General features: G+C 62.1%; 7 protein-coding genes. All 7 read right to left on the bottom strand.

Annotation, left to right across the window (positions count from 1 at the left end; all coding sequences use genetic code 11):
- Positions 1-678 (bottom strand): ethanolamine ammonia-lyase subunit EutC (gene eutC / locus RWT78_RS26190; RefSeq protein WP_314681932.1); only part of this gene is annotated, 678 nt, incomplete at its 3' end.
- Positions 675-2,099, bottom strand: a complete 1,425-nt coding sequence (locus tag RWT78_RS26185) for an ethanolamine ammonia-lyase subunit EutB (RefSeq protein WP_144245907.1) — start codon at positions 2,097-2,099, stop codon at positions 675-677. The genes RWT78_RS26185 and eutC, both read right to left, overlap by 4 nt.
- A complete protein-coding gene (gene eat, locus RWT78_RS26180) occupies positions 2,096-3,568 on the bottom strand; it encodes an ethanolamine permease (RefSeq protein ID WP_003941913.1) in 1,473 nt (490 codons plus the stop codon). The genes RWT78_RS26185 and eat overlap by 4 nt, the downstream gene beginning before the upstream one ends.
- Before the next feature lie 165 nt (positions 3,569-3,733).
- Positions 3,734-4,294 (bottom strand): DUF779 domain-containing protein, encoded by a 561-nt coding sequence (locus RWT78_RS26175; protein WP_019744244.1) that lies wholly within the window; start codon positions 4,292-4,294, stop codon positions 3,734-3,736.
- 91 nt (positions 4,295-4,385) lie between these two features.
- A complete protein-coding gene (gene adh / locus RWT78_RS26170; RefSeq protein WP_314681925.1) occupies positions 4,386-5,909 on the bottom strand; it encodes an aldehyde dehydrogenase in 1,524 nt (507 codons plus the stop codon).
- A 143-nt stretch (positions 5,910-6,052) separates the two neighbouring features.
- Positions 6,053-7,366 (bottom strand): helix-turn-helix domain-containing protein, encoded by a 1,314-nt coding sequence (locus tag RWT78_RS26165; RefSeq protein ID WP_007730155.1) that lies wholly within the window; start codon positions 7,364-7,366, stop codon positions 6,053-6,055.
- A 105-nt stretch (positions 7,367-7,471) separates the two neighbouring features.
- Positions 7,472-7,593 (bottom strand): GMC oxidoreductase (locus tag RWT78_RS26160; RefSeq protein ID WP_314681934.1); only part of this gene is annotated, 122 nt, incomplete at its 5' end.

Below are 7,593 nucleotides of genomic sequence, written 5' to 3'. Positions count from 1 at the left end.
CACCAATCCCAGGACGACACGAGCAGCCTGCTCGTATCCGAGTCCCTCGGGTGGGTGGACATTGGAAATGCAGTTTCGATCCGCGTCGGTACGACCGACGCGCGGAAGGTGAGTCAGATAGATCCCGACACTGTCCGCAACGGAGAGCCCTGGACGTTCGCCGCTCAGGACGATCGCCGTCTGCACTCCCATCGCGGCAGCGATGTGATCACCCAGTGCCACACGGGCATTCGTGGCGATCACGGGCGGCGCGATCGAGTACCGCTCCCCCAACACCGTGACCAACGCGGACAGCAATTGCTCACCGTGGTCCATCAGTGCGCGCGGCGAGAGTCCGTCGGCGAGGATGAACCCGATTTCCTTGTCGGAACTCGAGATCGCACCCAGGTCAGCCGGTTGGCGCCCCAGGTCAGGTCTCCGGAGATACTCACTGCGGGTGGAGACGCTGCTCGCGACCACCACCGGCGCCCCGATGCCCACCCCTTCGACCCGAATGGCAAGCGTCTCGGAGTCGAGTGGCTCGTGGACCGCGTCGCGGGCTGCAGCGTGCGCTGCCTTGAATTCGAGAACCCGCTTGGTGGGCAACGAATCACCGGCGCGGCCCAACCCGATACGCGATTGTGTGGTCTTGCGCAGTGGACCCCAGAAATCGAGGATCGGTGCCTGATCTTCGGTCATGAGTTCACCGTCAAAGCCCGCAGCGGCGACATTTCGGCATCGATCGGAAGAACCCGACCGTTTGCGTCGGTCATCCCCAAGTTGTGGAGCCAGGTCTCGAACTCCGGGGCGGGCTGCAAACCGAGAACCTTACGCACGTACAGCGCGTCGTGGAACGCCAGACTTTGATAGCCGAGCATCACATCGTCGGCGCCGGGCACCGCGATCACGAACGCCGCGCCGGCGACGCCCAGCAAGGTGAGCAGGTTGTCCATATCGTCTTGATCGGCTTCGGCGTGGTTGGTGTAGCAGACGTCCACTCCCATCGGCAGCCCGAGGAGTTTTCCGCAGAAGTGATCCTCCAAGCCCGCGCGAATGATCTGCTTGCCGTCGTAGAGATACTCGGGACCGATGAAGCCGACCACGGTGTTGACCAGCAGCGGTTCGAGATCACGTGCCACTGCGTATGCCCTGGTCTCGAGCGTCTGCTGATCGACCGGCGCCCCGCCGGTGCCGTAGTGGGCACCTGAGCTGAGGGCGGACCCCTGCCCCGTCTCCAGGTACATGACGTTGTTGCCGACCGTTCCGCGGTTCAAGGAGCGCCCGGCCTCGTTGCCCTCACGCAGGAGCGGAATGTTCACTCCGAAACCGGAATTGGCGCCTTCGGTACCGGCAATCGATTGGAAGACAAGATCGACCGGCACCCCCGATTCGATCAGTCCGATCGTGGTGGTCACGTGCGAGAGCACGCACGACTGAGTCGGGATCTCGAATCGCTGACGGATGTCGTCGAGCAGGTGGAGCAGATCCGAGGTGGCCTGGGGTGAATCCGTCGCGGGGTTGATACCGATGACGGCGTCGCCACATCCCATCAGGAGACCGTCCAATGTGGCCGCCGCGATGCCGCGTGGATCGTCTGTCGGGTGGTTTGGTTGGAGTCGGGTGCTCAGCCGGCCGGGCAGTCCGATGGTAGTGCGGAACCCCGCGGTGACCGTGATGGCCTTGGCGACAGCGATCAGGTCCTGATTGCGCATGATCTTGCTGACCGCGGCAACCATCTCGGGGGTCAGACCGGGACTCACGGCGGACAAGCGTGCTGAAGCTTCCGGCGCCGACGCAGTCTCGAGCAGCCAGTCCCGCAATCCGCCAACAGTCAGGTGGGCCACCGGCGCAAATGCGAGGCGATCGTGGCTGTCGATGATGAGCCGGGTCACCTCGTCGTCCTCGTACGGAACCACCAGATCTTCGAGGAACACCGTCAATGGAAGATCAGCCAGAACCCATTGGGCAGCAGCACGTTCGGCGTCGGAGCTTGCCGCGCAACCGGCTAGTTCGTCACCCGACCGCAGTGGTGTCGCTTTTGCCATCAGATCGACGAGGCCGTCGAACGAGTAGTTGGTTCCGGATACCTGCTGGTGATACTTGGCCATCCCGCGATTCATCCCAATTCTTCTTCCGCCTGTGCAAGTACAGCAAACTCCTCGTCCGGCGAGTTGGCAACAAGGTGGTGACGACTGTAGAGACCGAAGTACGCCATGAGAACACCGAAGGCGACCAACGTCAGCAATGCCGCAACGGGATCGACCAGGAAGGTGGCCACCACCGACACTGCCGCGATCACGAGTGCAAACGAGGTGGTGGCGATACCGCCGGGCGTGCGGTACGGGCGCGGCATGTTCGGCTCACGCTTACGAAGAACGATGTGACTCACCATCATCAGGACGTAGCTTACTGCCGCGCCGAACACCGCCATGTTGAGCAACATTGCACCTTCACCGGTGAGTGAGAGCGCGAAGCCGATGATTCCGGGTACGACGAGAGCGAGAGTGGGGGCTTTGCGCTTGTTGGTCACCGACAGGTTCTTCGGCAGGTAGCCGGCACGGGAGAGCGCAAACGTCTGGCGTGAGTAGGCGTACATGATCGAGAAGAAGCTCGCGACCAGACCGGCGAGGCCGATGTAGTTGACGGCCTTTGCCGCTCCGCTGTCCCCGAGAGCCTCGACGAGCGGATTTCCGGAGGTGGACAGGGCGTCTGCGCCGAGCGCACCGGTGGCGAGGAAGAGAACCGTCGCGCCTGTGACGATCAGGATCAACATGCTGATGATGATGCCGCGGGGGACGTTCTTCTCCGGCTCACGTGCTTCCTCGGCGGCCAGCGGTACACCTTCGACGGCAAGGAAGAACCAGATCGCGAAGGGCACGGCGGCCCAGATTCCGAGCAGACCGAATGGCAGGAACGACGAGGATCCGACTGCGCTGGTGTCGACGGCGATATCGGTGAGGTTGGACGAATCGAAAAGGCCGACAGCCGAAACCGCGAACACCACCAGGCCGACGAGTGCAATGGCGGTGATGATGAACATCGCCTTGAGTGCCTCACCGGCGCCGGTGAGGTGAATGCCGATGAAGATCGCGTACACCGCGAGGTACACCCACCACCCGTCGGTGATCCCGAACAGGTTCAGGGACTCGACGTACGCACCGATGAAGGTCGCGATCGCTGCGGGTGCTATCGAGTACTCGATGAGAATTGCTGTGCCGGTGGCAAATCCGCCCCATGGCCCCATGGCCCGTCTGGCAAACGTGTATCCACCACCAGCGGCAGGAAGTGCCGACGACATCTCGGCCATACCGAGCACCATCGCCAGGTACATCCCCGCGATGACAACCGCCGCGATGAGAAGGCCACCGAAACCACCTTCGGCCAGACCGTTGTTCCAGCCGGCATAGTCACCGGAAATCACATAGCTGACACCCAACCCCGCAAGCAGCACCCACCCTGCTGTTCCCTTTCGGAGTGTTCGTTTCTCCAGATACGAATTGTCTTCCGCATGGAAGTCTGCGCCGTCGTGGTGTGCACCCGCGGCACCGGCGTTTTTGCCGGTTGCGTGGTCGGAAAGAGACATGTCCATCCTCTGAATCGGTCAAGAATGAGACGACGCACGGTGGATGCGTCGCGTGAAATGAACGGTATGTGGGCGATGTACGGAGAAGGTCGCGTGGAGATGACCGTGCTGTTAACTGGCTGTCATGTGAGCGGCCCCGAGTCTGTTCAGATCTTCTTCAGGCGGCCGTTCTCACGATCGGGCGGCCGCGCCCGGCACCGGGCAGGCATCGACGGCCTCGGCGACGACCTGGGGAACCGTCGGGGGCGAAGGACGCACGCCCGCTTCCCAATCAGCGCCTACGAGAATGCTCGAAGCGCCGAGTGCTTCGTTTTCGTCCGGTGTGAATGCCCTTGCTCGACTGAGGAATCTGAATCCTTCAGGAGACTCCAGGCTGAATCCACTGCCGCGGCCGGGCACGACGTCCAGCACCAACTGGGTGTGCTTCCAGGCTTCGAACTGTGATCCGGAAATCCAGACCTGTACAGCGTCGGTTCCGGTGGGAAGGTCTTCGGGAATCTCTCCGACAGCAAGTCGGAGATCGACGATTCCGAGTAGTACGTCACGGTCCCCGACGATGAATTCGCCTGAGGGATAACACATCGGGGCCGAGCCGTCGCAGCATCCGCCGGATTGATGCATCATCAGTTCGCCGTGAGTCCCGCTGAGGCGGCGTAGCAGGTCAGCCGCCCCAGCGGTGGTCACCAACCGGGGTGGAACGGCGCCGGTATCGGGTGTGTCCGTGGCGCTCATTCCAACCTCCGTGTGTTTGTGCAGGTTTCGCGTGTTGCAGTCTTGCTCACCGGCACCCGCAGCGAGGGGCTCACGGGTGCCGGTGGGTAGATCAGAAGAAGCCCTGAGCCTTCTGGGCGTAGCTGACCAGGAGGTTCTTGGTCTGCTGGTAGTGCGAGAGCATCATCAGGTGGTTCTCGCGGCCGATGCCGGACTGCTTGTATCCACCGAAAGCGGCGTGTGCCGGGTACTGGTGGTACGTGTTGGTCCAGACGCGACCGGCCTGAATGTCGCGGCCTGCTCGGTACGCAACTCCGCCGTCGCGGGACCAGACACCGGCGCCCAAACCGTAGAGCGTGTCGTTGGCGATTTCGATGGCCTCGTCGTAGTCCTTGAACGAGGTGACCGAGACGACGGGTCCGAAGATCTCTTCCTGGAAGATGCGCATCTTGTTGTTGCCGGTGAACACCGTCGGCTGGACGTAGTAGCCGCCGGACAGGTCTCCGCCGAGTTCGGCCCGCTCACCACCGGTGATGACCTTGGCGCCTTCGGCCTTGCCGATCTCGATGTACGAGAGGATCTTCTCGAGCTGATCGTTGCTGGCCTGGGCACCGATCATGGTGTCGGTGTCGAACGGATCCCCTTGGCGCACAGCCTTGGTGCGAATGGCGGCCATCGCGAGGAACTCGTCGAAGATGTCTTCCTGGATCAGCGAACGTGACGGGCAGGTGCAGACCTCGCCCTGGTTGAGGGCGAACATCGTGAAGCCCTCGAGTGCCTTGTCCTGGTAGTCGTCATTGGAGGCGAGGACGTCGGAGAAGAAGATGTTGGGGCTCTTGCCACCGAGTTCGAGGGTCACGGGGATGAGGTTCTGCGACGCGTACTGCATGATCAGGCGACCTGTGGTGGTTTCACCGGTGAACGCGATCTTCTTGATACGCGGGCTCGACGCGAGCGGCTTTCCGGCCTCGACGCCGAAGCCGTTGACGATGTTGAGCACACCGGCAGGCAGCAGATCACCGATGATGCCGATGAGGTGCAGGATCGAGACGGGTGTCTGCTCGGCAGGCTTGAGCACGATGGCATTGCCGGCAGCAAGGGCGGGAGCGAGCTTCCACACGGCCATGAGGATCGGGAAGTTCCACGGAATGATCTGGCCGACTACGCCGAGCGGCTCGTGGAAGTGGTACGCCACGGTGTCGGAGTTGATCTCCGAGAGCGAACCTTCCTGTGCGCGAATAGCTCCCGCGAAGTATCGGAAGTGATCGATGGCGAGCGGAATGTCGGCGTTGAGGGTCTCGCGGATCGGCTTGCCGTTGTCCCACGACTCGGCGAGTGCGATGGATTCGAGGTTCTCCTCCATACGATCAGCGATCTTGTTCAAGATGATCGCGCGCTCGGCGACCGAGGTCTTGCCCCAGGCCGGAGCTGCTGCGTGCGCTGCGTCGAGAGCGAGTTCGATGTCTTCTGCGGTGGAACGAGCCACATCACAGAAATTCTGTCCGGTCACCGGTGTCGGGTTCTCGAAGTACTGACCCTTGACTGGAGCAACCCATTCGTTGCCGATCCAGTTGTCGTATCGAGACTGGAAGGACATGATCGCGTCGGCGGTACCTGGGCGGGCGTACACGGTCATTGCAAGCTCCTATGTAAACGTGATCTTCCTGGGCGCACCCACCAAATCGGTGACTGCAATCCCACCCCCCGGTGGGGTGTGATTCACAACACTAGGAGTTGCAACGTTGCAAGTACGTTGCGTGCGAGAAACACAGATGATTCTCAGATGCCCAATTGGCGGTCGAGGAGATCAATTCTTGCCTGGACCTGCGAATACAGCGGCGATTGAGGATCCAACGTGGACAGGTAGGCCTCCCACACGACGGAGTCTTCGCGGCCGTGTACCGACGTGGTCCACCGGGCCAGAAGGTTGGCGTCACCTCCACGCAGCAGAGCTGCCTGGACCCTGGTGCGTAGTTCTTCCCGCACCTCTTCGATTCCCGGGGAGGCAGAGCCTGCCAGCACCGGGCCCGAATACAGTTTCATCGCCGTCGCTGCGTCGCCTCGATCCAACGCTGCCCGCACATCGCCGACATCTGTCGTGAACTCCGTGATGATCCGATAAGGGCGCGAAGCCAGCCGGTCGGCACCGAAAACCTTACGAAGCCGCGACATTTCCGCGCGAATGGTCACTGCGTCGAGTTCGCCCTCGTCGAGCAGGACCGCAAGGTGGTCGGAGCTGAGACCCTCCGGGTGTTCGGAAAGCAGAAGGAGAATCTCGGCGTGACGCTGCGAAATCGGGATGCGGTCACCGCCGCGAACCAGCGTCGGCCGGCCGGCACCGAATGTTTCGAGGCGCGGAGCCGTGGCACTGAGTGGGATGGGCGAGTTCAAGAGATGGAATCGCAATTCCGATTCGGCGGCCGCGACAGTTGCACGGATCAGTGACAGCACTTCGGGAACCGCAACCCTGGGACCACCGGTGATGTCGATGGCACCAAGGATTTGCCCAGTGGTGGGATCGTGGACGGGTGCGGCCGAACAACTCCAGTCGTGCACGGTTCGGTTGAAATGCTCGGATCCGAAAATCTGTACGGAGTGATCGAGAGCAAGCGCCGTTCCCGGCGCATTGGTGCCGACACGATCTTCGCTCCAGTCGGCGCCTTCGACGAAGTTCATGGACAACGCCTTGTCCTTGGCCGAGTTGTCACCCTCCACCCAGAGCAGTCGACCGTGTGCGTCACTGATCGCGATCAGTAGTCCGGTTTCGGCAGCATCTTCCACCAGGAGTTTCCGAATCACCGGACGAATCAGTGACATGGGATGCGCGGAGCGATACTTTTCGAGCTCCAACCCTTCGAGCATCTCAGGGTTGCCGACCACATCGGGATTTACCCCCTTGTTGCGGCTACGCATCCAGGACTCGAGTACGACCGAACGGACATGCGAGTCGTCGGTCAGCCCCTGGCCGGGCACGCCGCGGGCATCGATGAACGACTGATGGGCAGACGAAAGTCGCCGCGCGAGTAACGCGACGTCATCGCCTGGCCTGACCGCCACCCACGGGTTGCCGGGCACAGCCTGTTCACGTGCCATATTTTGCGTTCCTCCGCTCCGTGGACCACTGTAACGCCGATCACAGCCCATAAGCGAGAACGACCATTCGGTATGACTGCCGACCCAGCCTGCTGCCCCTCGCGGTCACTCGTCACCGAGCAGAATGGCGCTTGCTCGTTCCGCGACCATCACCGCGGTCGCATGCGGGCCGCGGGTCGGGATCGTCGGCAGGATTGACGTGTCAACAATACTGAGTCCTTGCGCGC

The organism is uncultured Rhodococcus sp. (genome assembly GCF_963525155.1).
Taxonomy (GTDB): domain Bacteria; phylum Actinomycetota; class Actinomycetes; order Mycobacteriales; family Mycobacteriaceae; genus Rhodococcus_F; species Rhodococcus_F qingshengii.
The sequence above is the reverse complement of the archived record's forward strand: the minus strand, read 5'-3'. Positions and strand labels throughout refer to the sequence as shown.